Origin of the sequence: Clostridioides sp. ZZV14-6150 (genome assembly GCF_020657875.1) — a bacterium.
Lineage (GTDB): Bacteria > Bacillota > Clostridia > Peptostreptococcales > Peptostreptococcaceae > Clostridioides.
Genome location: NZ_JAGWDA010000006.1, coordinates 102,355 through 128,586 on the forward strand (window position 1 = coordinate 102,355; position 26,232 = coordinate 128,586).

The 26,232-nt window shown below is 27.6% G+C and carries 26 protein-coding genes, 1 pseudogene and 1 other annotated feature; of the genes and pseudogenes, 11 read left to right on the top strand and 16 right to left on the bottom strand.

Features of this window, described 5'->3' with window-relative positions; all coding sequences use genetic code 11:
- Positions 1-4: 4 nt before the first annotated feature.
- Together KGF41_RS08945 and KGF41_RS08950 are read left to right on the top strand one after the other, a co-directional pair.
- Positions 5-679: an ABC transporter ATP-binding protein gene (locus KGF41_RS08945; protein WP_227827384.1), complete on the top strand. Its 675-nt coding sequence runs from the start codon at positions 5-7 to the stop codon at positions 677-679.
- A 2-nt stretch (positions 680-681) separates the two neighbouring features.
- On the top strand, positions 682-1,917 hold the full coding sequence (locus KGF41_RS08950; protein ID WP_227850655.1) for an ABC transporter permease: 1,236 nt from the start codon (positions 682-684) through the stop codon (positions 1,915-1,917).
- Positions 1,918-2,118: 201 nt separating this feature from the next.
- Here KGF41_RS08950 and KGF41_RS08955 read toward each other — a convergent pair.
- The 6 genes and pseudogenes from KGF41_RS08955 to KGF41_RS08980 form a co-directional block, all read right to left on the bottom strand.
- Positions 2,119-2,553 (bottom strand): annotated as a pseudogene (locus KGF41_RS08955) (GrpB family protein); the annotation flags it as partial.
- Positions 2,554-2,565: 12 nt separating this feature from the next.
- Positions 2,566-3,114, bottom strand: coding sequence for a GNAT family N-acetyltransferase (locus tag KGF41_RS08960; RefSeq protein ID WP_227856586.1), 549 nt, complete (start codon positions 3,112-3,114; stop codon positions 2,566-2,568).
- 27 nt (positions 3,115-3,141) lie between these two features.
- Positions 3,142-4,407, bottom strand: coding sequence for a dihydroorotase (locus KGF41_RS08965; RefSeq protein WP_227856587.1), 1,266 nt, complete (start codon positions 4,405-4,407; stop codon positions 3,142-3,144).
- Between the two features lie 52 nt (positions 4,408-4,459).
- Positions 4,460-5,608, bottom strand: a complete 1,149-nt coding sequence (locus tag KGF41_RS08970; protein ID WP_227827380.1) for a DUF362 domain-containing protein — start codon at positions 5,606-5,608, stop codon at positions 4,460-4,462.
- Positions 5,609-5,708: 100 nt separating this feature from the next.
- Positions 5,709-6,254 carry an NADH peroxidase gene (locus KGF41_RS08975; protein ID WP_003420048.1) on the bottom strand — a complete coding sequence of 182 codons (546 nt, stop codon included), beginning with the start codon at positions 6,252-6,254 and terminating at the stop codon, positions 5,709-5,711.
- Positions 6,255-6,478: 224 nt separating this feature from the next.
- Positions 6,479-7,423: a DMT family transporter gene (locus KGF41_RS08980; protein ID WP_227850653.1), complete on the bottom strand. Its 945-nt coding sequence runs from the start codon at positions 7,421-7,423 to the stop codon at positions 6,479-6,481.
- A 370-nt stretch (positions 7,424-7,793) separates the two neighbouring features.
- Here KGF41_RS08980 and KGF41_RS08985 point away from each other — a divergent pair, with 370 nt between their 5' ends.
- Positions 7,794-8,675: a polysaccharide deacetylase family protein gene (locus tag KGF41_RS08985; protein WP_227827378.1), complete on the top strand. Its 882-nt coding sequence runs from the start codon at positions 7,794-7,796 to the stop codon at positions 8,673-8,675.
- Positions 8,676-8,736: 61 nt separating this feature from the next.
- Here the strand turns inward: KGF41_RS08985 and tyrS are convergent, their stop codons facing one another.
- Entirely contained in the window at positions 8,737-9,945 is a 1,209-nt protein-coding gene (gene tyrS, locus KGF41_RS08990) for a tyrosine--tRNA ligase (protein WP_227827377.1), read from the bottom strand.
- A 71-nt stretch (positions 9,946-10,016) separates the two neighbouring features.
- Positions 10,017-10,269, bottom strand: a binding site (T-box leader).
- A 151-nt stretch (positions 10,270-10,420) separates the two neighbouring features.
- Entirely contained in the window at positions 10,421-11,389 is a 969-nt protein-coding gene (locus KGF41_RS08995; RefSeq protein ID WP_227827376.1) for a DUF2232 domain-containing protein, read from the bottom strand.
- Between the two features lie 180 nt (positions 11,390-11,569).
- Here KGF41_RS08995 and KGF41_RS09000 point away from each other — a divergent pair, with 180 nt between their 5' ends.
- From KGF41_RS09000 to feoB, 3 genes are all read left to right on the top strand, one after another.
- Positions 11,570-12,010 (top strand): GNAT family N-acetyltransferase, encoded by a 441-nt coding sequence (locus KGF41_RS09000; protein WP_227827375.1) that lies wholly within the window; start codon positions 11,570-11,572, stop codon positions 12,008-12,010.
- Positions 12,011-12,336: 326 nt separating this feature from the next.
- Positions 12,337-12,564: a FeoA family protein gene (locus KGF41_RS09005; RefSeq protein WP_227827374.1), complete on the top strand. Its 228-nt coding sequence runs from the start codon at positions 12,337-12,339 to the stop codon at positions 12,562-12,564.
- Positions 12,565-12,589: 25 nt separating this feature from the next.
- Positions 12,590-14,710 (top strand): ferrous iron transport protein B, encoded by a 2,121-nt coding sequence (gene feoB, locus KGF41_RS09010; RefSeq protein ID WP_227827373.1) that lies wholly within the window; start codon positions 12,590-12,592, stop codon positions 14,708-14,710.
- A gap of 142 nt (positions 14,711-14,852) precedes the next feature.
- Here feoB and KGF41_RS09015 read toward each other — a convergent pair whose 3' ends face one another.
- The 4 genes from KGF41_RS09015 to KGF41_RS09020 form a co-directional block, all read right to left on the bottom strand.
- Positions 14,853-15,671, bottom strand: a complete 819-nt coding sequence (locus KGF41_RS09015; protein WP_227827372.1) for a MerR family transcriptional regulator — start codon at positions 15,669-15,671, stop codon at positions 14,853-14,855.
- 190 nt (positions 15,672-15,861) lie between these two features.
- Positions 15,862-16,110 carry an EAL domain-containing protein gene (locus tag KGF41_RS21015; protein WP_413906969.1) on the bottom strand — a complete coding sequence of 83 codons (249 nt, stop codon included), beginning with the start codon at positions 16,108-16,110 and terminating at the stop codon, positions 15,862-15,864.
- A complete protein-coding gene (locus KGF41_RS21020) occupies positions 16,107-16,493 on the bottom strand; it encodes an EAL domain-containing protein (protein ID WP_285892264.1) in 387 nt (128 codons plus the stop codon). Before KGF41_RS21020 ends, KGF41_RS21015 begins: the two co-directional genes overlap by 4 nt.
- The gene (locus KGF41_RS09020; protein WP_285892564.1) at positions 16,490-17,806 is read right to left on the bottom strand and encodes a sensor domain-containing diguanylate cyclase; all 1,317 of its coding nucleotides are present in this window, start codon (positions 17,804-17,806) and stop codon (positions 16,490-16,492) included. The genes KGF41_RS21020 and KGF41_RS09020 overlap by 4 nt, the downstream gene beginning before the upstream one ends.
- 420 nt (positions 17,807-18,226) lie before the next feature.
- On the opposite strand from KGF41_RS09020, the gene KGF41_RS09025 reads away from it, so the two are divergent.
- The 4 genes from KGF41_RS09025 (at position 18,227) to KGF41_RS09040 (ending at position 21,957) form a co-directional block, all read left to right on the top strand.
- Complete coding sequence (locus KGF41_RS09025; RefSeq protein WP_227432883.1) at positions 18,227-18,409, top strand: hypothetical protein; 183 nt, start codon at positions 18,227-18,229, stop codon at positions 18,407-18,409.
- A gap of 233 nt (positions 18,410-18,642) precedes the next feature.
- The gene (locus tag KGF41_RS09030) at positions 18,643-19,557 is read left to right on the top strand and encodes a DUF2935 domain-containing protein (protein ID WP_227827371.1); all 915 of its coding nucleotides are present in this window, start codon (positions 18,643-18,645) and stop codon (positions 19,555-19,557) included.
- 538 nt (positions 19,558-20,095) lie between these two features.
- A complete protein-coding gene (locus tag KGF41_RS09035) occupies positions 20,096-20,743 on the top strand; it encodes a lactate utilization protein (RefSeq protein WP_227856588.1) in 648 nt (215 codons plus the stop codon).
- A 371-nt stretch (positions 20,744-21,114) separates the two neighbouring features.
- The gene (locus KGF41_RS09040; protein ID WP_227827369.1) at positions 21,115-21,957 is read left to right on the top strand and encodes a creatininase family protein; all 843 of its coding nucleotides are present in this window, start codon (positions 21,115-21,117) and stop codon (positions 21,955-21,957) included.
- A gap of 316 nt (positions 21,958-22,273) precedes the next feature.
- Here the strand turns inward: KGF41_RS09040 and KGF41_RS09045 are convergent, their stop codons facing one another.
- Genes KGF41_RS09045 through KGF41_RS09060 form a run of 4 tightly spaced genes read right to left on the bottom strand, consistent with a single transcriptional unit; the run spans position 22,274 to position 24,466 of the window.
- On the bottom strand, positions 22,274-22,825 hold the full coding sequence (locus KGF41_RS09045) for a hypothetical protein (RefSeq protein WP_227856589.1): 552 nt from the start codon (positions 22,823-22,825) through the stop codon (positions 22,274-22,276).
- A gap of 4 nt (positions 22,826-22,829) precedes the next feature.
- Positions 22,830-23,729 carry a 4Fe-4S binding protein gene (locus tag KGF41_RS09050; protein WP_227856590.1) on the bottom strand — a complete coding sequence of 300 codons (900 nt, stop codon included), beginning with the start codon at positions 23,727-23,729 and terminating at the stop codon, positions 22,830-22,832.
- 10 nt (positions 23,730-23,739) lie between these two features.
- Positions 23,740-23,889, bottom strand: coding sequence for a CD1871A family CXXC motif-containing protein (locus KGF41_RS09055; protein WP_227827366.1), 150 nt, complete (start codon positions 23,887-23,889; stop codon positions 23,740-23,742).
- Positions 23,882-24,466 (bottom strand): TlpA family protein disulfide reductase, encoded by a 585-nt coding sequence (locus KGF41_RS09060; protein WP_227827365.1) that lies wholly within the window; start codon positions 24,464-24,466, stop codon positions 23,882-23,884. Before KGF41_RS09060 ends, KGF41_RS09055 begins: the two co-directional genes overlap by 8 nt.
- A 420-nt stretch (positions 24,467-24,886) precedes the next feature.
- On the opposite strand from KGF41_RS09060, the gene cdeA reads away from it, so the two are divergent.
- Entirely contained in the window at positions 24,887-26,212 is a 1,326-nt protein-coding gene (cdeA, locus tag KGF41_RS09065) for a multidrug efflux MATE transporter CdeA (RefSeq protein ID WP_227827364.1), read from the top strand.
- Positions 26,213-26,232: the final 20 nt, after the last annotated feature.

Genomic DNA, 26,232 nt, shown 5'->3' on the forward strand with positions numbered 1-26,232 from the left:
ACATATGTTAATTAAATTAGAAAATATTCAAAAATATTACAAAGTAGGGAAAGATGAATTACATGTTTTAAAATCCTTAAATTTAGAAATTGAATCTGGAGAATTTGTCATGATAATGGGTAAATCTGGTAGTGGTAAAACCACTTTACTTAATATCTTAGGTTTTCTTGATGTATTTGACGAAGGAAGATATATATTTGATGGCACAGATGTAACTAATCTCAGTGAAAATGAGCGTTCTGTTTTTAGAAATGTCAATATTGGTTTTGTTTTTCAGCAATTTAATTTAATAGAAACTTTAAATATATATCAAAATGTAGAGTTACCTCTAATTTACAATAAAATATTAAAAAAATCTGAAAGAGAAGAAATTGTTAAGAGCAAACTAAAATCTGTTGGGCTTTTAGATAAAATCAAACAAAAACCTCTTCAATTATCTGGTGGCCAGCAACAGCGTGTAGCCATTGCACGTTGTTTGGCAAATGACCCTCAAATAATCTTTGCTGATGAACCAACTGGAGCATTAGATAGTGAAACTAGCAGGGAAATTATGGAGCTTTTGACAGAACTTAATGAACAAGGCAAGACTATAATAATGGTTACACATGATCAGGATTTGACTAAGTATGCAACTAAGGTCATACGACTTAAAGATGGTGTGTTTACTTCGGAGGTGTAATCATGGGCTTATTAAAAAATTCTTTGGCTAATTTAAAGGGGCACAAGCTTCGTGTCTTTGTAGCTTTACTTTGGATTATTATAGGAATAACTTCAGTAATACTTGTTAGTTCTATAGGTAATGGATTTCAAAAAGAAATCAAGAAATCTGTAAATAATGCTAATCCTAATAAAACTACTATTTCATTTGAGTCAGCTGATAACACAGGTCTTACTGATGATATGAGTATATTTTTAAAGCCTTTCAATGCAAAAGATTTAGAAGAATTATCATTTGTTGAAGGAGTAGAAAGAATTGCTCCTACAAGAGATGGATTTAATCTTGATTCAACTTATTCTTCTCAGGCATCTTTTGATAAAAAAACGACTTATGTGGAAGTTGGACCAGTAAAAAAAGATTCTAAAATAAATTTAATCTGTGGTAGAGATTTTTCTTTGGATGATGAAAAAAGAAAGGTAATTATACTTACACAGCAAAGTGCAAGTGAAGTTTTTGAAAATCCAGAAGATGCTTTAGGCCATGGTATTAATGTAAATGGAACTATATTTGAAATAATTGGAGTATTGGATGATTCTTCCAACCAACAACAAGCTGGAGGATTTTTGGGAGGTTATCAAGATATGCAATTTGTAACTTCTCTTATACCTAAAAAAGCTTTTGATAGTCTAATGAGTCAAAATTCTTACTCCAATGAAATTTATCAGTTAGACTTAGTTTGTTCTAAAGGATATAACGTGAATGAAGTTGCAAACAATATTATAGCTAAACTGTATGAAATGCACCCTGGTATCAATGGTTCTTATACTACACCAGACCCAACTGAACAAACAGCTTATCTTGAAAGTATCAATTCTAATGTCAATAAATATGTATCTATAATAACTGTAGTTGCAATGTTTGTTGGTGGTATTGGTGTAATGAATATAATGTATGTATCAGTTATGGAAAGACAAAGAGAGATTGGTATAAGACGTGCTATCGGTGCAAAGCCTAGGTCTATATTATTTCAATTTTTAGTTGAAGCTGTTTTTATAACAGTATGTGGAGGAATTTTAGGAACTATAGTTGGATTTATTGCTACTAACTATGTCTCTAAATACATTGGATTTGAAGCAATTCCTAGCTTAAATAGCTTACTTTATGCTATTCTAGCTACTATATTAACTGGAGTTGTATTTGGTTTAATACCAGCCTTTAAAGCCTCTAAACTAGACCCTATAAAGGCAATTTATAAATAGTATTCCTATTAATAAGTTATGATTTTTAAATTGCTTTTCTAAAATATGCTTAAATATTTAATGCACTATTATATATGATAGATTAAGAATTTAATCTTTTTCAAATCAAATATAATAGTGCATTATTACTTTCAAAATTATTATTGTTACTTTTACAATTACTAATGAATTAGTTGCTTTAAATATTTTTAATATTAATATCTAATCTATTATGCCTCTTATGAAATCTGTTTTGTTATCACAATAAGAGTTAACATCATACCTATAAAGTTTTGCTAGCTTCTTTTTTAAGTCAGAATACTCTTTAACCTTATCTGGATTTAGTCTCAAATACTCCCGAAATTTAATATGTTCTAAATATCCTTTCCCATCTTTAGGACATACATATAAATTATGCTCCATGAAATTAGTTGTCTCATAAGAAAATGCTTCTCTTCCTTCTACTTCTAAATTACCTAGATGTTTATACCCTAATTTTTTTAGTTTACTGACAACATCATTTAAGTAGCTATAGTCTTCAATTATTATATCAACATCTAATCTAGGTTTTGCAGAAAGCCCTTCAACAGATGTGCTACCAACATGTTCTATTTTCAAAATCGAATTACCTAGAGTCTTTTCTAGTATAGATTTTAATTTTTCAAACTCTTACTTCCAATTTGGATTATAATCTACTATTTCAACAATTTTTGTAGTTAATCCTGTTACTTTTAATTGGTAGACATCATGTTTCATTGCTTGTCCTCTATAAATCTTATCATACTCAGATATTTTCTTCATACCTAGTCTTTTTGCCACATTTATAGATGCTATATTTTCAGGTCTGATATCTGCTACTAAAGTATCCACATTTAAGTTTCTAATAGCATAATCTATACATATAGTGGCACCTTCTGTAGCATAACCTTGATTCCAATATTCTTTTTTTACTATATAACCTATTCCCAACCCTATGTCCTGCTTTATAAGACCTATTTGTCCCACTACATCATCTATATACTTATCTATAACAATAAAATATCCATATCCATCATTATTATATCTCTGTATATTTTTATCAATCCATTCTGTAACTTCTTCATCAGAAAAAGTATGTTCCCATGCATACATTACTTCTGAATTTTGTAACATTTTACTTATTTCCTTAAAATCACTATGATTCATTTGTCTAATATATAATCTTTTGCTTTCAATCACTGTATTCACCACCCTTAAAACACAATCTTAAGCGTTGTATACAACTTCTCCATTGCATATAGTATAATTAACTTTACCATATAAAGATTTACCTTTAAATGGTGAATTGTCAGCTTTAGAAACAAAATCTTCAACTATCCATTCTTCTTCAGGATTAAATATAACAATATCTGCTACTGCTCCTTCTTCTATAAAACCAACATTTAAATTGTATAGCTTTGCAGGATTTGTAGACATTTTTTCTATTAACTGCATCATACTAAGATGATTTTTATATACTAAGTTTGTTATTCCAAGAGACAACGAAGTTTCAAGCCCTATAATACCACTTGGAGCTTTTATAAACTCTCTGTCTTTTTCTTCTTTACTATGAGGTGCATGGTCTGTTGCTATTATCTCAATAGTGCCATCATTTAATCCTTCTATAATCTTATCTCTATCCCACTTAGTTCTTAAAGGTGGATTCATTTTTGCATTTGTTCCAAACTCTAACACATCTTCCTCAGTCAGTGTAAAGTGATGTGGTGAAGCTTCTGCAACTACGTTTGCTCCAAGATATTTTGCAAATCTAACCATATCAACAGAAACACCAGAACTTATATGTTGTATATCAATCTTAGCACCAGTTTTTAGTGCTAACATACAATCTCTAGCAACCATTACATCTTCTGCTACATTTGATGCACCTTTTAGACTAAGCTCTGAAGCTATCTTTCCTGCATTTACGCCAGGATTTCCAACTAAAGAAGGGTCTTCTTCATGAAAGCTAAGTGGTACATCTAACTCCTTTGCCTTAATCATTGCTTCCATAATTAAACTGCTATCCATTAAAGGCAATCCGTCATCAGTAAATCCTGGAACTCCAGCCATTTTAAGATTTTCCATATCCACTAACTCTTTACCTTCAAAACCTTTCGTTATGGCTGCTGCTTGTAAAACATTTATACATGCATTTTTTGCTTTTTCCTTTACATAGTTAAAAGTATCTTCATTATCTACAATTGGGTCAGTATTTGCCATACATATAACTGTTGTAAATCCCCCTCTAGCTGCAGATTTAGCTCCACTATCTATATCTTCTTTATATGTAAATCCTGGGTCTCTAAAATGTACATGTACATCTACTAATCCTGGTGCAACTATATTCCCACTAGCATCTATTATTTTTTCAAATTCATCATTTTCATCAAAATTACCTATTTTATAGATTTTATTTTCTTTTATAATTAAATCTATTTTCTCATCTCTTTGACTTTTAGGGTCTATCACTCTACCATTTTTAATTAAAATCATACTATTTCTCCTTTATAATTTACATTTATATAGACTCATATAATATTATACATTATTTTACATACTTAAATACAAAATTACGTTTGACATCAATAGCCTTTTTAGGACAAAGTTCATGACAACAGTAACATCTTATACATTTATTTAAATCTATAAGAGCACCTTTATTCCCCATCTCTATGGTATTTGCAGGACAAGCTTCCTTGCACTTTCCACATTTTATGCAGTCTTTAAATCTAACCACTGGCTTTGGTGTTATAAGTTTTGAAATAGGTTCATTTAAAAATTTTGGCAATTTTACAGAAAATAGCCTTAAATCTTTACTTACATTTGGTACCTTATAATCTTTTATAATTAAATCCTTTATATCTTCTCCTACAATCTCAATATCTGAAAAGTCTTCTTTTATATACTCTCTTTTAATAGCTCCTCTAATTGTAGCAACTTTGTTTGGAAGCAAACCTATAATCTTACATGCAACAACATCTATAGCATATGGATTTTGTGATGCTAATAAAACACCTATTTCTTTAGGATTTCCTGCTGAAGGTCCATCCCCTTCCATCCCTACGATTCCATCCATAATTGTCAGTGTTGGATTTACATAATCACAAATATCTAAAAGTACATTTTCGCAAAATAATTCCTCTGTAGGAAATCTATAATGTATTTCTGCTTTTTTTAATCCAGCTATACATCCATATAAGTTTTTTGTGCCACCAGTAAAAGTTGCCATTACATGTGTTTTTAATTTACAAAGATTTATTACATAATCAGCATCTATTACTGGTTTGATAATGTCCATATATTTAAGAGCATGTGCTTTTTCACTGTGTATCTTAACATCTGAAACATCATAATTCAATTTGATACCTAAATCATTTGCTACCTCTTCAATTCCAGATGTCTTATATATACCTTTAAGAGAACCTTGATTATATGGTCCACCAGGACTATCTGCTATTACTATGTCACAATTTAATTCTAAAAGCTTTTCACATACAACCCTTACTACCATAGGATGGGTAGTTGTAGCTTCTTCAGGCTTTTTTTTCATCAATAGATTTGGTTTTACAAGTACTTTACTTCCTTTTTTTACAAACTTGTTAAGTCCTCCAATGTCATCTAAAATTTTTTCAATAGAAAATCTTACATTTTCATACTCATAATTCTTGCAACTTCTAACAGATACTGATTTCATATTATCTTCACCCTTTTATTACAAAGATTTGTTTATATTTTTTGTATAATTTAAAAAAGGAGAAACCAAAGTTTCTCCTTTTAATCTATATTTTTAATTATTATTTTCCAAAATATCTATTTAATAATCCTAAGAATGCTTTACCATGTCTAGCTTCATCTTTACACATTTCATGTACTGTGTCATGTATAGCATCTAATCCTAATTCTTTAGCTCTCTTAGCTAATTTTAATTTTCCATCAGTTGCACCATATTCAGCGTCAACTCTAACTCTTAAGTTTTCTTTTGTATCTGCAACTACAACTTCTCCAAGAAGTTCTGCAAATTTAGCAGCATGTTCTGCTTCTTCAAAAGCTATTCTCTTATATGCTTCTGCTACTTCTGGGTATCCTTCTCTATCAGCTTGTCTACTCATTGCTAAATACATTCCTACTTCTGTACATTCACCAGTAAAGTTAGCTCTTAATCCTTCGATTATTTCTGCATCCACACCTTGAGCTACTCCTATTCTATGTTCGTCAGCCCAAACCATTTCACCTTTCATTTCTTCGAATTTATCAGCTCCAACTTTACATACTGGACATTGTGCTGGTGCAGCATCTCCTTCATGTATATATCCACATACTGTACAAACAAATTTTTTCATAATTAATTTCCTCCCAATTTTATATTAATTAAATTTTTATTTTTAAAGTTTAATAACTTGCTACAAGAATATATATACCCCCTGTATTATAGTTTAAACACTAAAAATAAAATTTATTTCCTAATTAATTTTATCACTTTGAAACATCGGTATCAACTAAGTTTTGATGTCAAATTTCTACATAATATATACTTTATTTGATTAATTAGGAAACAATTGTCTCTTTAAATACTTTCTAGTGAAGAATCTTTTGACTCTTTAAGTTTTACTTTTTTACTTTTTAAAAATGATAATTTAGTTTCTGCTGTTATAATTGCACCAAATATCAATATACTACCAATAACTAATTTGGCTGTAATAGCTTCTTTTAGAATTATTATAGAAAATATAGTTCCAAATACAGCTTCAGTAGATAGTATTATGGCTGTTCTAGTTCCATCAACTCTCTTTTGACATATAGTTTGGAATAAAAATCCTATTGAAGTACTAAATATAGCTAAATATATAGTTCCCATATATCCAGACAATTCAGCTTCCATTTTCAACTGTCCTGCAAATGTCTGAACTACTAAAGACAGTAAAAATGCTACAGTAAATTGAATAGCTGTTAATGCCATTGGATTGTTATCTTTAGCAAATTCACTAGTAAAGAATATATGAAATGCAAATCCAAATGAACATATAAGCGTTAATAAATCTCCAAAATTAATAGATAAATCAGCCTCTAAAGAAAGTATACCTATACCTACAAGGGCTACTAAACTACTTATTAATCCTATTTTATCAAGTTTTCTTCTATAAAGTATAAATCCTATGAATGGAACTATTACAACATTTGCTGCTGTTATAAATGCATTTTTAGATGGTGTAGTGTACATAAGTCCAATGGTTTGTACTGTAAAGGCTAGAAATAAAAATATTCCTAAAAGCCCTCCTGCTTTTAATAAATTCTTTCCCATATTGGCACGAATTTGTTTAAAAAACAATAAATTCATAATTACAGCTGCCAAGAAAAATCTTATAGTTATTATTTGTAGAGGTGTAAGCCCACCATCTAGTGCAAATTGGGTTGCTACAAAGCCACTTCCCCATATAATTGCTATAAATATTAGTCCTATTTCTCCAAAGTATTTTTTCAATAAAGCCCCCTCCTTTTTATTTTTTTGCAAAATTATAAACCCCCTAAACAGCAAGAGAGTTTTTCTATAAGCATTACTATAAATTTATATAGTTATAGTAAATTTTTTCAGTATTTTAAATCTAGATTTATATCCACTATTTAACATTAATATATTAATCATTTTTTGTAAACACCTTTTTAATAAATTTTTACCTTTTTTATATTTTTTTTACTTATATTAAATTTTTTTATAGATAATTTCAGTATCTAGGATACTTTAATATTATGCAAATAATGTTGTATAAGTTACACTTTAGTTATTTTAGTTACAACTTTGTCGGTTTACTTTTTCTACTTTCTTCGATATAATTATAATATATTTTTGATACAATTCGACAAAAAGGGGGAATGTTGAAATCATGGTAAAAAAAAGAAAAAAGAAAACTATGGCACTTACTATAATTGTCGTAATAGTTATTGGTATTTTTTCTATGGCATGGGCGGATATGTCCAAGAAAAGAGAAATTAAAGAAACTCAAGAAAAGCTTAAAGCTGAAAAATTAGAAAAAGAAAGAATTGAAAAAGAAAAAAATGAACCTATCATTGGTGCAAAAAAAGAAGCTGCAAAAGAATATGGATATGACGCAAAATTAGTTTGGGATAAGCTTAACAAATACGACTATTCAAATAATGGAGAAAAAATAGTATTCCTTACATTTGATGATGGACCATCTACTACTAATACTCCACAAGTTCTAGATATCTTAAAAAGACACGATGTTAAAGGAACTTTCTTTATTAAGGGAGATTCTCTTGAAAGAAAAGGTGCCAACGAAATTTTAAAAAGAACATTTGATGAGGGAAATGCAATAGCTCATCACTCATATTCTCATGACTACAAAAAACTATATCCTGGCAGAAGCCTAAATCTTGATACATTTGTAAATGAGCTTAATAAAACAGATGAAGCCATGAAGAAAGTTCTAGGAAAGAATTTTTCATCACATGTAGTTAGATGCCCAGGTGGGTATATGTCATGGAAAAATATGGAACCTTTGGGCAACTACTTAAAAGAAAAAAATATGGCATCAATCGACTGGAATGCTCTAAATGCTGATGCAGAAGGTAAAAAGAAAAATGCTCAAGAGTTATTTGAACATGCAAAGAAATCTTCTGAAGGTAAAGAAATGGTTGTACTTTTAATGCATGATACTTATGGAAAGCAAGAAACAGTAAATGCACTAGACCAAATTATAACATATTTTAAAGATAATGGTTACCAATTTAAAACCTTAATATAACAAAAAAGCAAGTTCATTGATTGTACTTTTATATAATCAATAAACTTGCCTTTATTTTACTCTATTTTACTAACTCTATTTTTACAAATTTTTTCTTTCCTATTTGAACAACAAGTTCGCTTTCTTTAGCAACTGTACTTAAATCTTCCACTTTTTCACCATTTACTTTTACTCCACCTTGAGATGCTAGTCTTCTAACTTCACTCTTACTTTTAACAAGCTCATTAGAAACTAATACTTCAATTAAATCAAATTCTTCTTGTTTAACTTGAATTGTTTGTATATCTTCAGGTATTTGACCTTTTTGGAATACAGATTTAAATCTTTCCTCAGCTTCTTTAGCAGCTTCTTCTCCATGGTATAAAGTTACTATTTCTCTCGCTAGATTCATTTTTATATCTCTTGGATTTACTGAACCATCTTTTAACTGAGTTTCAATTTTATTAACTTCATCAGGATGAACATCAGTTACTAAATTATAGTATTTAATTATAAGTTCATCAGGAATTTCCATAGATTTTTGGTACATTATTCCAGCTTCTTCATCTATTCCAATATAGTTACCTAAACTCTTACTCATTTTTTCTTTTCCATCTAATCCTTCTATTAAAGGCATCATTATTACTATTTGAGATTCCATACCAAATTCTCTTTGTAATGATCTTCCCATTAATAAGTTAAATCTTTGGTCAGTTCCACCAAGCTCTATATCCGCTTCTAATGCTATTGAATCATATGCTTGCATCAATGGATAGAAAAATTCATGCACTGATATTGGCATTTGTCCTTCATATCTCTTCTTGAAATCTTCTCTTTCTAACATTCTCGCAACAGTAATAGTTGCAGCTAATTTTATTACATCTTCAAAGTTTAATTTAGCTAACCATTCACTATTAAATCTTACAATAGTTTTTTCTTTATCTAAAACCTTAAAAATTTGTTCTTCATAAGTTTTTGCATTTTCAAGAACTTGCTCTGTTGTTAAAGCTTTTCTAGCTTTAGATTTTCCAGTTGGGTCTCCAATTTTACCTGTAAAATCTCCAATTATAATTACTATTTGATGACCTAAGTCTTGTAGTTGTTTCATTTTTCTAAGAACTACTGTATGACCTAAATGTATGTCTGGAGCACTTGGATCTAACCCCAATTTTACTATCATAGGTTTTCCTTCTTTTTCTGATTTGATAAGCTTTTCTCTTAACTCTTTTTCGTCTATTAAATCGTCTACACCTTTCATAATTATTCGTATTTGCTCGTCTATCGATTTCATTTTCATACCTCCTAAAATATTTATATAATCTATGATTTTTATTTTTATAATAAAAAAAGCTCTCATCCTATTAAAAGGACGAAAGCATTGCTTACGTGTTACCACCTTAGTTCATCAATATCTCACGATATTAATCTCTATAGAGTATAATTTATTTACTCATATACTATAACGTGTACTATTCCGATATCTCTTAGTGGTTGTTATCTTTCAGAGACATTGCTCCAAGATGTATTCAAACTAAATCAATTTATTCCATTTCACCAAACTGGAACTCTCTGTTAAATAAAATTCAGCTCTACTTCTTCTCTTCACAGCATTTATATATTCAGATTATTTCATCAATTACAAGAAGTTTTTCTTAACTTACTCATAATATATTATTATTTTTACATTTTGTCAACCTTTTTTATTATTATATACATGTTTTTTTACATTATACTATTTTTTTATATTTTTTACCAATGCATAAAGTTTATTTTTCAATTAAAATATTTATTTGTTTGTTGACAATATTAATTTGAGTCAATCTTACATTCATTTTCTTATTTAAAAATGCATTTATAATTATTAATCCAATAACAGTTATCTTAAACATTAGAAATAAAGATATAACTACTATCAAGAAAGAAATTCTAGCATATGCTACTTTTCTAAATTTAGTTATTATAAAATTTTGCAGTGACATACAAGAATCTCTAATGACAAAATACGTACACAAATACCCAATTGATATAAAACTTGTTTTTAAATAAACTAACTCAGTTTTAATATTCAATATATTTGTAATTTCAAAGATAGTTAAATAAAAGACACACATATAAAAAACTTTCTTTGAACAACATAAAAATTGATTTAAAAGTCTAAAATTTTTAAATACTAAAAACTTTTTTAAAGAATTAGAACTTAAAATATGTAATTTATGTCCTATAACTAAACTTAAAATATATATACAAAAAACCATTCCAAAAGGAAATAGTGCTATCATTAAGTAATAAATAAAATCTGTATATCCATGAAAATAAATCAATTTGCTGTATCCCTGAAATTCGCTCATAAAACTGTATCCTATTAGTGCTGAAGCATATATATCAATAAAAACCATTATAATGACTCCAAGCATTGAACCATATACTAAATCATCCATAACTGTTGATGATTTAGTTATCAAACAACCACATATTATACCAAGTAATACACTCTGACTTGCCCAAATAGCAGTTCCCAAATTTCCAAGCACCAAGGAAATTATTAAAAGTGATGTAATTCCAGATAAAACAGTATACTTTAAATCACACTTTAAACATATTATACAAAAAAATATTGGCACTATAAAATCTAAATAAATGGCATATCCAAATCCAGTACCTACAGCTATAATTGTTATTACTATAAATAAAGACGACAATAAAGCCGCTTCAGTTAATTTTTTAGTAGTATCCAAAACAACTCCTCCACAAACTATAATTTTTCTAACTAATATTTTATTTTTAATACAGTATAACACTTTTTTAAAATATTTTTAACACATACATATTTTAATAAAAGTATTTCTGTTAAAAATTATAAAATGGTATAATATATCTTAATATTAAGTTTTTAATATACTTAGGAGGTAATTATTATGTTTAAAATAAAACACTTTAATGATTTGAGTTTAAATGAATTTTACGAAATAGCCAAATCAAGATATGAAGTATTTGCGTGTGAACAAAAAATATTTTCATTAAATGATTACGATGATATAGACAAAAACTCTTATCATATATTTTTAGAAGACAATGAATTGATTTGTGCTTATGCCAGAATAATTCCTAAAGAATATAGTTCTTATAATGATGTTTCTATTGGTAGGGTTTTAGTTCTTTCTACTCATAGAAAAAAAGGGCTATCAAAGCAAATGATGGACTGTGCTATAGACTTTGTAAAAGTTAATTTGCATGAAAATAACATAACCTTATCAGCACAAGCTTACATAAAAAATCTTTACTTATCTTGTGGTTTTAAAGAAATTTCAGAAGTATATGATGAAGCAGGTATTGAACATATTAAAATGAGATTATAGTGTTGACAAGCTAACATTGTTAATATATAATTAAATCATAAATTAAATATTGAATTGATATCTAGGTATTTGAAAATACCTTATATAAGTCAGAAGGCTTTTGCGCTTTCTGACTTTTTTATTATCAAAATTCAATAATTATATAGATTTAAAATGTTAATTTTTATTCTATATTCTACTTTCCCCAAAAGTAAGAATTATACCCAACTTTGTGATAGGCATATTGCCTATCTTTTTTTTGCGAAAAGTAACAAGGTAATAATGTAATGCATAGTTTAGAATAAGAAGATTAGCTCAGGCTAAATTTCATGCATGGAGGTGCTACTATGAAAAACCTTAATGATATTCAAGTGAAAAAAACTGTTAAAGTTGAAGATATATTATCTAGTGGTAATTTAAGAGAGAGAATGTTGGCACTTGGTCTTACTAGAGGAGCTGTTATAAATGTAGTTAGAAAAGGACCAAAAAATAATTTAACTGTCTACAACATCAGAGGTAGCAAGATAGCTCTACGACAAGAAGAAAGTAGACTAATATTAGTTTCTGACATTTAAAATTTTATATCAGGAGGATATTAATATGGGTTTAACACACAACTCAACTAAAATGAGTTCTTTAAAAGACATGTTTGATATAGATAACAAGGAAGACCAGTTTGTAATTGCACTAGCTGGTAATCCAAATACAGGCAAAAGTACTGTGTTTAATCATCTTACTGGACTTAGACAACACACTGGAAATTGGCCAGGAAAAACTGTAGCTACAGCTCGTGGTAATTTTAAATATCAAAATACAGAATATGCATTAATAGATTTACCAGGAACATATTCTCTATTTGCTTTGTCACAAGAAGAAGTGGTAGCTCGTGATTTTATATGTTTTGGTAATCCAGATGCAGTAATTGTAGTATGTGATGCTACATGTCTTGAAAGAAATTTAAATTTAGTTTTTCAAGTAATGGAACTCACAGATAAAGTCATTTTGTGTATAAATTTGATAGATGAAGCTAGAAAAAAAGGTATTAATATTAATAAAGATTTCTTAGAGGAATCTCTTGGAATTCCAGTTGTTTTAACTGCTGCAAGAAATGGTTCTGGTATGGATGAGCTATTAGAGACTTTAAACGATGTATCTTTTGATAGATATAAATTTAATAATAAGCCAGTAAAATACAGCGAAAATATAGAAAACACAGTAAAATCAATTCAATCAGAGTTAGATGATATCATGCCAAATATAAATTCTAGGTGGTTGGGTCTTAGACTTATTGATGGCGATGAAAGTATTTTTGAATCTATGAGTAATTATATAGATAAAGATTCTATAGATGCTATTAATGAAGTAAAGAAAAAAATTCCAAATGATATAAACAAACAGAAGACTAGAGATGAATTTACTAAAATCAATTATGATTATGCTAAAAAGTTAAGTGATAAGTGTTGTTCTAATAATGCTAAAAAATCAACAGATAGAGAGGAAAAAGTAGATAAAATATTAACATCTAAAATATTTGGATTGCCAATAATGCTCTTATTATTAGGTACTATACTGTGGATTACTATAGAAGGTGCTAACTATCCATCCACTTTACTATCTAATTTATTACTTGGATTTGAGCCAAGTATTTCAAATATATTAAACAGCATTAATTGTCCATCATGGTTAAATGATATGTTAGTGTTGGGATTATATAGGACTTTAGCATGGGTAATCTCTGTAATGTTACCTCCTATGGCAATCTTTTTCCCATTATTCACATTACTTGAGGATTTTGGATATTTGCCAAGAGTTGCATTTAACTTAGACCATCTATTTAAAAAAGCATGTGCTCATGGTAAACAGTGCCTGACTATGTGTATGGGATTTGGATGTAATGCTGCTGGAGTTATTGGTTGTAGAATAATTGACTCTCCAAGAGAAAGACTTATTGCTATACTTACAAATAACTTTGTACCTTGTAATGGTCGTTTTCCTACTTTAATAGCCATATCTACAATATTTTTTAGCTCTGTTATAACTAGCTCTTTTGTATCTAGTATAGCAACTGCATTTTGTATAACATTATTAATAATTTTAGGAGTTATAATAACACTGTTGGTCTCTTATACTCTTTCCAAAACATTATTAAAAGGAGTTCCTTCTACATTTACATTAGAACTTCCTCCTTATAGAGTTCCTCAAATAGGTAGAACTTTATATACTTCTATAATAGATAGAACAATATTTGTTTTAGGAAGAGCTATAATGGTAGCTATACCTGCTGGTGTCATAACTTGGATATTTGCAAATATCTATATAGGAGATTTGAGCATATTATCACATGTTGCAAACTTTTTAGACCCTTTAGCTAAACTAATTGGTCTAGATGGCTTCATATTAATGGCTTTTATTCTTGGATTTCCAGCAAATGAGATAGTTATACCTATACTTTTAATGGCTTATCTAGCAACTGGTTCTATGATAGAATTAGATAGCTTTAGCGCTCTAGGTCAAGTTCTTAGAGAACATGGCTGGACTTATTTAACAGCTTTAAATGTTATGTTATTTAGCTTACTTCATTGGCCTTGTGCAACAACACTTTTGACTATAAAAAGAGAAACTGGAAGTTTAAAATGGACTGCCTTAGGATTTTTAATGCCTACTGTACTTGCTTTTGTTGTTTGTTTTTTAACAACTTTTGTTTATAATTTATTTGTATAACTTAGTATTTAGTTAACATTAAACTTTATCCTATAAGTATTATTTAAAAATTCATATACTTTATTATTAAAATAGAGGTATATTCAAGTGATAAGTAAAATTACTTATTACTTAAATATACCTCTATTTTAATTTTTAATTCTTATATAGATATTTGAATTGAAATCTCAGTCATATAATTTTCTTCATTGCTTTCACAAAAAAAGTCAAGTATACTTTCTTCATATGAATTACCAATAATTTTATAGTTATTATCATATATATATTTTTTTAATTTTTCATAGGACTTATAAGAGTCTTCATATCTTCCAATATGCTTTATACACCCATACATTCCTTCTGGCTTTATATATAGCTTTTTATCTTTTATTTTTTTATCTATTTTTAAATAAAAACTTGATATACTTAAATAGTCTCCGTTTTTTATATTTTCATTACTTACTATTGCTCCTAATTCATACCCCTGATACAGATTTTTTGACTTACAGTAATTTGTAAAATCAATTAATTCCATCATAAAATTACCATCATTTATACTACTCAAATCACTTGATAATACTAAGTATTCTTCACATCTATTGGATATATAGATTTCTTCATTATCTATCTTAGAAATACCTTCAACTGTAGTATTTATCCTGTTTTGTATTTTAGAACTTATTTGTTTTAATTTTTTTATTTTCTCTCTTATCTTTTTTTCTTCTTCTTTAAGCATTTCTACACAAAGTTGAGGGCTTCTATTTTTTATATATTCTTTTATCTCTTCTAAACTCATTCCTATTTCTCTTAATGACTGTAATATATCTAATGTATCGTACTGATATACTGAATAATATCTATAATTGTTTCTATCTTTGTATTCGGGTGAAAAAATACCTATTTTATCATAAAAAATCAATGTCTGCTTAGAAATACCACATAGTTTTGCAAATTCACCTGTAGTAAAATACTGTTTTTCCAAGGTTTGTACGCTCCTTATCTTTTTATAATCTATATAGTTACTATATTCTTTATTATTGGCTAAATCAAGTAGTTATTATTTAATAAAATCAGTATATTTTTAATTTTAAAGGTTAAATGTCAGTTAAAAGTAAAATATATTTACTTGATAGATTATATAAGTAAATGCGAAATTGCAAATTTGACTAGTATCAGATATCTAATTTTAAAATATCTAGAATTTCTCTTGCTGTTTGTGGCTTTCCAAAAAAATATCCCTGTATGTAATCTGGTTTCATTTGCTTAACTAAATCATACTCCTCCTGTGTTTCTACTCCTTCTAAGCACACTCTTATTCCTACATCATGACAAATTGCAACAATAAAGCATATGAAGGTAGCATCAAACTTACTTTTTAATATGTCTTTGACAAATACTCTATCAATTTTAACTATATCTATTGGGGAAAATTTTCCTCAGATATAATTTTAATTACATCCTCAATAAACGTTTCCTCTAATATTTGTACAGCTGAAATATTTACACTTACTGTAAAAAGAGGATTATAATCAATCCAATCACCACAAGTACGTAATGCCATTCGAAGTACCCATGCTCCCACATCATTTATCATATCATTTTCTTCCAAAATTGGAATAAATTCTAAAGGAGAAATTGCTTCACCTTTCTGGTTAGTCCATCTTAAAAGTGCTTCTACACCTATTATTTTATGACTTTGTGTGTCTACTTGTGGCTGAAATCGAAGACTAAATCTCTGAAAATTATCATTAATTGATGCTTTCAACTCCCACATCATTTCCAATGAATACACTTTATTTTTCAAGATTTTTTCAGAGAAAAAACAAGTTTATTCTTTCCATGCTCTTTAGCATACTGTAAAGAGTAGCTAGCATATTTATAAAGTTCTTTTACTGTATCTCCATGTTTTGGATATATAGCACATCCAGTAGAAATTGTTATATTTAATCCATATTTTCTCCACAATTGAAGATGTATAATCAAATTCTGTATCTGTTCATATAGAATTCGAATGTCATTTTCTTTAACATTATCAACAAGAATTCCCATTTCATCACCATCAAGTTTATAAAGTTCGGCATTACCTGGCAAAATAGACTTTATGGATTGTGCTAAAGTTTTTATTATGTTATCTCCAAAAGATCTATCATACATCTCATTAACATTCTTAAAGTCATCAATATTTAGTAGCATTATGCATAATTTTTCAATCATGGGATTTGAAAGTTTTTCTTCAAATACACTCATAAATTCATAGTAGTTCAATAGCTGTGTTAATGGGTCAATCTTATTTTGCTTACCTAACTGTGTCATAATTCCTGCAAAAATACTTGGCTCTCCAAATTCATCACGCATTAGTTGCCCTCTACACTTTAACCAGATATATTCTCCACTACGATTTTTAGCTCTAAATTCAACTGTATGATAATCCATATAATCTTTACCTATTTCCATATTTGACTTATAAAAACGAGACCAATCTTCTGGATGTACAATTTTTTTCCAATAGACAAGTGGATTTTCCACAATTTCTCCTGGTAAATCAAATAATTCAACTTGTGATGGTGAATATCGAAACACTCCTGTTTTTAAATTACATATATATATATATTCATCTGTACCTCTAATCAGAGCATCATAAAGTAAAGTGGAATCATAATCAAATTTATCTCTTGACGTATTTAAATACTTAAAGTTCTCTTTTTTTTCATTGTTATCTGATACTTTACAAAACTCATCAATCTTAACTTGTTTGTTTAAAGCTATAGAATTTGTAATATCTATAGATTGATGTATATGAACAGTTGTCCCATCATACCATGTAATTAAACTATCATAATTCTCAAAGACTCTATTTAACTTATTACATTTTTCATACCATTTTATTGATACTCCTTTTTTATTGCTCTCTAGTAATTCTGAAATCTTACAACAACTACAAGGAATATTTTTTTCAGGATATAATACTTCCCAGCAAACTTTTCCTTCTGGAACTAAATTATGATACTCTTCTCTCATATTTTTATTCATGAAAATAATTTTATTGGTATGAATATCTGTAATATATATATTAATCTTTATCTGATTTAATATAATTTCAAGGTTATGTTTGTTCATATACATGCCTCCTTCATTGTTACTATTATTTATAACAACATTTCCAAAATTATTTTTTATTACAGAGGATTACTTATCATTTTTATATATACATTAAATAGCCTAATTTACTTGGGAAATTTATCACTTCATATTTTAAATTATAGTTGATTAAAAAAAATACATCAATATCCTATTTACCAATTTAAATGATATATAAAAAATATACTTGATAATGGATTTGCACAACCTCTTACTGGACTTCTTATTCGTGAAAATATAATAAAACATCTATCCAGTTTTGCAATTATAACAACCAGTTTTACATACTCACTTGTAAAATACTTTTAGACAATATATCATACTATATAGGTTTTCAAATGAAATAATACATGCCATTTACTGAATATTTTAATTTTTCGTTTTTTAGGGGGATTGATTGTGTTTAAAGATAAAATTGATGAATGTGTCCATATAATGACTGCATATATTGCTAATTTAAAAGAATACTATTCATTTATAGAAACTCAAATTGATGATTTTATTAAAAAATATGGCGAAGATACTGTGGAGTCATGTCTCCATAGAATAATGATTTTATTATGTGAATGTGGTTTGGCATAAAATCAAGTATATTAAATAGGCAAAAAGAATTTTATATAAGATTCTTCTTGCCTACTTTTATATATTTTAGTTTTAATAGTTTTATCCAAAAGTTATACATTCAAAACTAAAATTTAATAATAAATATTAAAATTAATAACAAAAGAATTTAATTAATTTATTTCTAATATACATAAAATCAAATATTAAGAATAAAGTATTATAAACAAGATACTTTCTAAAGGGAGGAAATTATGATAGATAATCAAAAATATGTTATTTTATCACTTGAATTACATTTATTTTTTTCAAGAATTATGAAAGAGCATTCTCTTTTTTTAGAAGCAGGATTTACATCTAAAGATTACAATCTTGCTTTAGAAGCTGACCACTATAAAAACCAATTTGAGGAATTATTATCATACGCTGTTAGTGCTAGCAATGGTGTAATTAGACCTGATATATTATACTCAGAAGAAATTGTCACTAGTCACACATTGGATGCAGAAAAAAAGACAGAGGAATTTACAGGAATCGAAATAAATCAAAACATAACCACAAGAGAATTAAATTTACAGAGTGGTGTAAATCCACAAGTTAGTCAAGACTTAGTAAATTATGTAGCTCAGCTTAACTCAGATTCACTAAAATTACTTGATGGACTTATTAATCTAAAAGAAAGAGTTCTAGATGGAGTGCTATCATGCAATCTATTTACCTCAAATTACCCTCTGCTTATTGAACATATAATACATGAAGCTAACTTATATCGTTCCTATGTAATTGACCTAGAAAATAAAATGGATATTGATTCAAAGGATTTTAAAGAGATAGAATTATTTTGGGACCAAATTATGATGGAACATGCATTGTTTATGAGAGGATTACTTGACCCATCTGAAAATGAACTAATCAATACTTCAAATGAGTTTGCTATAAAATTTAAGGAATTAATAGAAGAGACAAATAAAATGAATGATACTACTATAGATAGTATGACAGATAAAACTCTAGATGAAACAGTTGAGTTTAAAGATTTTAAAGAGGCTGGAGTATCTGGAATAGAACAATGTAAAATAAAATCTATAATATTGCCACTTTTAGCAGACCATGTTTTAAGAGAAGCCAATCATTATATCAGAATATTGGAGAACTACAAAAATATGTAATTAAAAAAGTGTAAGCAAATTTATATAATATAAAATTATATATAAGTCTATATTTTAAAATAAGAATATTATTATTTATAAAGAATAATATAAAATAGAAAAATATTAATTTAATAATTATAGATTAAAATGACTATTTTTTATAAAACAAAATATTCTTTATGAAACTAATTAAAGTAAAGATGCATCTAGACTGCTTCTTTACTTTTTTATTATTCAATAGAGCTTAAGTCATTTATTTATAATAAATATTTGTGACAAAAAATCATATAATCAGCTACAACTTACAACATTATTCTATATATGTTTTAAAATAAGAACTCTTAACAGAACTATTTTTCCACTTGATTATTTACTAAAAATTAATAACAGTCCTCTTATAATAAAAACTTATTTGTGTTATAACTATATTGTAACTATTTTCATAATTTTAGGAAAATGTTAATAATAAAATTGGTTTTATACAATCATCTATTAGGTAAATTTAATTAGCATAATAGTTACAACCTTAAAATTTAAATACAGGAGTGATTTTAGTATGATAAGACAAACACCATTAGAAAAACGTTATGATAAGTTAGGTCCAAACATAGTTAAAGCTCTTAAAAAACGCTATTTTGATGCTTATTATTGTAAAACCAAAAACGATGCTTTACAACAAATCTTAGATTTAATTCCTCAAAATCACACAGTCTCATGGGGAGGTTCTGAAACGCTTAAGGAAATGGGAGTGCAAATTGCTGTTAAAAATAAAGGATATGAAGTTATTGATAGAGATTTGGCAAAAAGCCCAGAAGAAAGAACAGAAATTATGCGTCAAGCACTTTTATGTGATACTTTTTTAATGAGTAGTAATGCTATTAGTGAGGATGGTCAGCTTTTTAATATTGATGGAAATGGAAATCGAGTAGCTGCAATGATTTTTGGACCAAAAAATGTTATAGTTGTTGCTGGCATGAATAAGATTGTAAAAAATATTGATGATGCAATACAAAGAGCTAGAACAATTGCTGCACCAGCAGTTGTACAGCGTTTTCAAGATGTTAATACTCCTTGCTATATTAATGGTAGTTGTATAGATTGTACAAGTCCTGAAAGTATTTGTGCATATATGGTAACTACAAGGATTAGTCGTCCAGCAAATAAGATAAAAGTAATATTGGTTGGAGAAAATCTTGGTCTATAAAATACATCTGTAAACAAAAATAATTACATAAATAATAAAATAATGTTACATAGTCTACTTACATACGTGATAGAGAGAAAATTCTATATGGAATTTTCTCTCTATCACTTTTACCTTATCCTTAAATTTTCTATATTCCAATTTTCTTACATACTATTTACCTTAATAATCAAAATATCTACTACTTTTTTTGTTTAACAATTATTAAAAAATCGTCATTATTTTGAAAAACAAAATTATTTCTTTCTTGACATCATTATGCATATATAGTACTATTTATATAAAGTAGTATATATACATATTAATATCAATTATTATTCCTATAAAAAATAGCATCACTAATAAAATAAATTTTCAGGAGGTTCAAGACTATGAATTATAACTTACTTACTCTTTCATGGGAAGATATTTTAAATTTAGACAAAGAAAAACTAGTAGTATTTGTTGGTATAGCTCCGATTGAGGAACATGGTAGACACTTACCAATAGGAGTGGATATTTATGAAACAGATGAGTGGATTAACCTTGCAATTGATAAACTAGACTCAATTTTACCTAGTTATTGTTATGGAAAGCTTCCTATAATACCTTTGGGATTTGCAGATATGGGAACTTTCCCAGGTAATATTCATGTTAGCCGTGAATTAATTTATAAAATAATTTATAGTACATTAGAGAATATAGTCAAATGGGGTGTTAAAAATATCATTGTTATATCTGCTCATGCTGACCCATTACATACAATCGCTGTAGAACAAGCCTGTGAATCAATCAACAAAGAATATGGTATAATTTCCATTGCACCTATGGGCTCAATTTTTAATTATGAGCAAAAAAGAATTTTGAAAAAACTTTCTAATTCTGTTGAAGAAAAAATCAAATTATTTCCAAACGATTTTCACGCAGGCTGGATTGAAACATCAAATATGTTAGCACTATATCCTGAATTAGTAAGTGATAATTATCAAGAGCGACCTGATATATCTATTCAAGATAATGAAATGATGAACATTCAACAAGTTATTAATACAATTAAAAATGAAGGTCATATTGGATTTCCTAAAGAAGCGAGTAAAGAATTAGGAATTGAATTAAACAATGATACTGGAGAACAAATATGCATAGCTACACATAATTTTATTCTTCGTTCTAATTATGAAAAATATATGAATCATCCTTTATACCATGTATCAAGCCTAAAACTTAAAATCTAAAACTTATAATTACTATAGCACTTAATTTTTTAAACCAATACAATCCATTTATAACATATAAAAAAGCTGCATAAACTCTGATAAATAAATATAAATAATATAATAAAAGTGGCACTTATTAAGTGCCACTTTTATTATATTATTTATATTACATATTTACTTGTTTTGATTTTTATATAATTCAAGTAAATATTTATATTGCCAATCATGTTCTTTATTAGCATCTTTATTTTTATAAGAAACAACTTTTACATAATAAATATCTACATATTGACCATAATTTTAATAAATTATTGAGTATATTTTATCTAGAAATTTAATTTTTTTGTTCTCCATCAAGTTTTTTAAAATAATCTTTATTATATTCAGCTAGATAATCTGTACCTCCTCCAGTGATTACATTTAAAAGTTTCATTGCAAACTCAGGACTAGCTTTACATATATAATTATCCCCAGACTTAACAAGTTCTAAAGAGATTGTAAACTCTTTTTTATTTGCAGAATCAATATCTTTCATCGTTGGATTAGGCATCATTTCTCCTAATTTAGGAGGATTCTTTTTTAATATAGAAACCATATCTGTATTATTAACTTTTAAAGCTACAATAACTTTATCGCCTTTTTTCTTTATATCTTCAATTTTCCAAGACATATTTTTAGAATACATTTTAAATCCTTCTTTATCGCTATATACAAGATTACCTAACCCTGATTCGGGAAAATATTTATCTACTTTATCAGAATCTTGAGTCTTTATTGCATTAAACATATTATCTACTTCACTTTTTATTTTATTGTCATTATTACACCCAGTTAATACTAATACTGAGATTGCAAACATCATAATACATATAGTAATTTTCTTCATTAAATTATTTCTCCTTATATTTTTCTAAAGATATTGATTTATCCTTTATATTCTTTGAAAAAGTTGTAGTAATTGCATCTTGAGGGCAAGCCTTTATACAATCACCACATCTAATACATTCTAAACTATTTACATCTTCATATATTGGAATATCAAGTTTACATTTTGCCTGACATGCTGTGCAATTTGTACATTTATCTTTATCAATTTTAAATCTATATATTGAAATAGGATTAAATAAACTATAAATTGCACCTAAAGGACATAAGTACCTACAAAATGGTCTATAAATCATTATTGACATTAATAAAATCAATATCAAAATACTTAATTTCCAGCTAAATAAGAATCCTATGGATTCTTTTAAACTTTCATTTTCTAAAATAAGAGGTACCCCACCTAATAGTGTTCCTGAAGGACAAATCCACTTACAAAACCAAGGATTCCCACCACCTGCTACATTTACAATAGTAATTGGTAAAATAATTACAAAAACTATTAAAACTATGTATTTTAGATATTTTAAATATTTATCACCATAAACTTTTTTTACTTTTAATGGAAATGGTATTTTATATAATAAATCTTGAATAAGTCCAAAAGGACAAAGCCATCCACAAACAAAACGTCCAAAAAAAGCTCCAAATACCATTAAAAAACCCACAACATAAAATGAAAATTTATAATCCCTACTTGATAAAACGGCTTGTAGTGAACCTATCGGACATGCACCTAGTGCCCCTGGACAAGAATAACAATTTAATCCAGGTACACACAAGTTTTTGCTTTCTCCACCATAAATAGTCCCTTGCAAAAAACCATTTATATATCCATTTGTTAATGCTGTAAATGCAACCTGAGTAATAAGTCTTATATTATTGTTTATTTTTGATAATAACTTCATGATTGCTCTCCTAACCAATACCAATACATTCAAGGCAAATCATAATTGCCTTAGTTAATACTACATTTGCTTCTCCACGATATACGCCCAATACAATAAATGAAATACCAATTACAATAATAGAAATACCTTTTTTATTTTCTTTAATAAAGTTACTCATTACTTTTTACCATCTTTAATCTTTCGTCTATAATTTTTTTCCATTCTTCTTTGCTATTTGCACCTGCAACTTTATCACCTACAAATTTTCCGTTCTTGTCTACAAAATAAGTTGTTGGAAACTCTATAATTCTTTTAAAATCAGTCTTTTTCAAACCTTCAGATACTGTTAATTGTTGATAGGTAGCATTTGATTTTTTCATAATATCTTTAACTAAGTCTCTCTCTTTATCTGAAAGACCAGTTTTCATATCAGCTCCATCAACTTCTACAACTAATCCCTTTATAGCTACATTTGAATTATTACTTTCATATTCTTTTGATAAAGCTTCAAGTTCTGGCATTTCACCTACACATGGACCACACCAAGTAGTCCAAACATTAATAAGTGTAAGGTCTTTACTTGAAAACACCTCCTTTGTTACCTTATTTCCATCTACATCTTTTGTTTCTAGATTAGAGAACCATTCACTATTCTTTTTGCTTGTGTCTATAGGCTTAGACTCTTTTTTACTACAACCAGAAAGTATACCTAAAGCAAAAACACATCCTAAAACTAATACAAAAAACCTTTTCATACTTCACACTCCTAATATCTATATAATATATAAAATTGTTGATTGAAATAAGAGTAACCCATCCTCTATACTATAGTTATTATATTTAATAAATAATAGCTAACCTAAAGAAAACTATATTGAAGATATATAGTTACTAAAATATACTTCTTATCAAACAAAATCTTATATATATGATAAACTGTAAAACTTAAGATTATATACCTATATTTCTAAAGATTTTCTTAAGATATAATTATCTTTTCAATACAATATAATTATTCTTTCAATAAAAGTTCATTAATCGCTATTCTATAAATCCTACTTAACATAAGTTATTATTGATTTAAAGCCATTTATAGTATTAACAAAGTTTTTCTTGACTATATAGTTACTATATACTTTATTATATATAGAGAGTAATAAAAGGAGGTAAAATTTATGGAAAATTTATTTACAAGAAAATTCACTACCTTTGAATTTCTAAAATTTGTTTCTCCTGCAATTATATCCATGGTATTTATATCTTTATACACAATAATAGATGGTATATTTGTGTCAACATTAGTTGGCTCAGATGCTCTTGCCAGTATAAATATTGTACTACCCATAATCAACCTTGTTTGTGGTTTTGGAATAATGATGGCAACTGGTGGAGGAGCCATAGTTTCTATACGTATGGGGGAAAATAGACAAGATGAAGCCAATTCTACATTTTCTTTTATAGTTTTATTTTCATTGATTATTGGAATTTTATTCACAGTAATCTCGTATTTTTTTGTCAAAGAAATATCTATTTTACTTGGAGCAACTGATAAACTACTACCTTATTGTATAACTTATGGTAAAGTAATGATTTTATGTACACCTTTTTATATTTTAAAATTTATATTTGAATATTTTGCAAGAACTGATGGAAACTCTAAATTTAGTTTATTTCTATCAGTAATTGGAGGTGTAACAAATATAATATTAGATTACGTGTTTATTAAATATTTTGGAATGGGTCTTCTAGGTGCTGCTGTTGCAACTGCTATAGGTATCATTTTAACTTGTATTTTAGGTGTAGCCTACTTCTTATCAAGTAAGTCTACATTAAAACTAAAAAAACCGAAAATTGATTTTAGACTTATAAGAGATACAATGATAAATGGTTCTTCTGAAATGGTTACAGAATTATCTACAGGAATTACAACATTCTTATTTAATATAGTTGCTTTAAGATTAGCAGGAGAAACTGGACTTGCAGCTCTTACTATAGTACTTTATGCTCACTTTTTGATGACATCGGTTTATCTAGGTTTTGCTGCTGGAGTATCACCATTGATAAGTTATAATTTTGGTGCTGAAAATAGCGATAAGTTAAAAGAAACATTTAAACATTCTTTAAAATTTATATTTGTTTCTTCTATTTTAGTTTTTATTGTAGCGTTAGTTTTTGCACCACTTATTGTTAGAGTTTTTGTAAATCCTGATAATGGAGTATTTGGTTTAGCTTTACAAGGTCTAAAAATATTTGCTTTTGCTTTTTTATTTGTTGGCATAAATATATTTGCATCAGGATTTTTCACAGCATTTCACAACGGAAAAATTTCAGCTATTATATCTTTTAGTCGTGCCTTTGTTTTTGTAATTATAGGAATTATAATTCTTCCTCCTATATTGCATCTAAATGGATTGTGGCTTACTGTTCCATTTGCTGAAATTATAACTATATTTATATCTATATTGTTTATAAAAAAATATAAGAGTAAATATAAGTATTAGTAAAATATACTTGTTAAAGT